Genomic DNA, 1,900 nt, shown 5'->3' with positions numbered 1-1,900 from the left:
TCGCACAGCCCCCCACCCACCGGCTCACCGGTCCTGGGATCGTAGCCATAGATCATGGAATCACCCCTCGGAGTCTTTCGCCCCACTTTGTCAACTGTTGACACCATTGGCGCGAAGCTTACTCCAGGATCCCGACGATGACATCGGCCGCGTGCATCAGATGCGAGTGAAACGTCTCCTCGGCGACCCCGGGCGGATCGGTCAGCAGCGCCTGCAACAGCCGACGGTGCGAACCCGGGTCCTGGAGCGGGGTCAGTATCTCCTCACCCACGTTCAGCACGACAGCCATGACCCTCCCCCGCACCGCCCTCCACGTCGTCAGCAGGGCCTCGCTGTCCGCGAGCTCGCAGACCGCCTCGTGGAACGCCAAGTCGGCGTCCTGCCGCTGTCTCAAGGTCTGCGTCGGGTCGGCGAGCACCTGCTCGAAGTGATCGAGCAGCCCGCTGAGCCGCTTGGCGCCTTCGGGCGTGAGCCGCTCGGCCGCTCGCCGGGCCGCCCGCCCCTCCAGCATCGCAAGGACTTCGTACACGTCTCTGACCTGGGTGGGAGTCAGCTTGCGAACGAAAGTCCCCTTGTGCGGAACGCTGACCAGCAGCCCCTCCTGCTCCAGCTTCCGCAGTGCTTCGCGCAGTGTGCCCCGGCTGACGCCCACCTGCGTCGCGATCTGCACCTCGTTGACGCGTTGCCCCGGGACCAGCAGTCCCGAGATCAACGACTCGCGTAGCCATTCGAGAACCTGCGAGTGAAGTATCTTGGGGTGGACGGTCACTGGCACGGCCTTGCGCCGGGTTTCCTCCGCTGACACTCGAGACACTCCTCGGACTCGATCGAGACCATCAAGACCTGTATTCGTACGGGGTGAGCTTAGTCAATCGCCCCGAACAGATGAGATCTTGACGTGTCCCGCACTTCCGTCGGACGAACGATGTGCCATCACCCGAGACGAAGCCCGTGAGAGCCGGACAGGACCCGGTACGGTGCCCATCTCCGCCGCTCGGTGTTCACCATCGATGATAATCCCTGCGCGGCGTCGGCTTCGGATCGCGTCCAGCCACGCCACCGCCGCCGGTCACTCGTCCACTTGCCGGACCTGGCTGGTCGGCAGGTAGACGGTCCGGGTGTCCTTGCGCGCCCGGCGCGCCGCCGGGATGCGTCCCGAGGTGGTCTCGGGGAGCAACGCCGCGGCCTCCTTCCAGGAGAAGAACCCGTAGTCATCCAATTCGGACAGCTGGAGCACGATCCGGCCGGGATCGGCGACGACACCGCCGTCGAACACGAAATTGATCATGCTGCGCGGGCGGTCGTCCATCGGGAGAACCCAGTCGACGACCAGCAGGTCCCCCGATCGCACGGCCAGGCCGAGTTCCTCGGCGACCTCTCGCTCGGCGCAATCGTGTGGAGACTCGCCGGCATCGACGATGCCGCCGGGGATCGCCCAGTACGGCCGGTAGTTCGGCTTGACCACCAGGACCCGGTCATCACGGTCGGTGAGCAGCATGCAGGCCGAAGCGTAGAAGGCGGGCAGGGAGGCATACCACTGCGCGGGCTCCAGGAACGGCTTGCTCATGCGTTCACGCTACCCCGGCGACCCCTGGGGCAGGGCCGCTCCATCCATGGACTGGGAATCCAGAAACGGACGTGATGGGCCTGCGGAAACGGGATGGGGCGGAGAAAACGGGCCTACCGGTGGCGGCCCGCAGCCGGTAAGACAGGCTCGGGGCCCACGGACGAGGGAAGCGGGGACGCGCCACCATGACCGAGGACGTACGCATCATCATCGAGGCCGTGCCGCGTGCCGGGCTGAGCGCCGAACGGCTGCGCCAGGCCGTGGCCGCGCACCCCGAGGTGCTGGCCGCGCTGGACGTGGCCGACCCGGCCGGGCTCGTCGTGCCGCACGCCG

At 67.3% G+C, this 1,900-nt stretch carries 2 protein-coding genes; both read right to left on the bottom strand.

The window, feature by feature from the left end:
- Positions 1-118: 118 nt before the first annotated feature.
- Positions 119-805 (bottom strand): GntR family transcriptional regulator, encoded by a 687-nt coding sequence (locus DQW85_RS23695; RefSeq protein WP_162795299.1) that lies wholly within the window; start codon positions 803-805, stop codon positions 119-121.
- Between the two features lie 264 nt (positions 806-1,069).
- Positions 1,070-1,567 carry an NUDIX domain-containing protein gene (locus DQW85_RS23690; protein ID WP_113702276.1) on the bottom strand — a complete coding sequence of 166 codons (498 nt, stop codon included), beginning with the start codon at positions 1,565-1,567 and terminating at the stop codon, positions 1,070-1,072.
- Positions 1,568-1,900 lie beyond the last annotated feature (333 nt).

This window comes from Nonomuraea lactucae, from assembly GCF_003313395.1.
Taxonomy (GTDB): domain Bacteria; phylum Actinomycetota; class Actinomycetes; order Streptosporangiales; family Streptosporangiaceae; genus Nonomuraea; species Nonomuraea lactucae.
This window is presented reverse-complemented; position numbering and strand designations above follow the sequence as displayed.

Bases quoted from the DNA above. Each gene is read 5' to 3' on its own strand.
- DQW85_RS23690 (WP_113702276.1), bottom strand. From the start codon at position 1,567: ATGAGCAAGCCGTTCCTGGAGCCCGCGCAGTGGTATGCCTCCCTGCCC.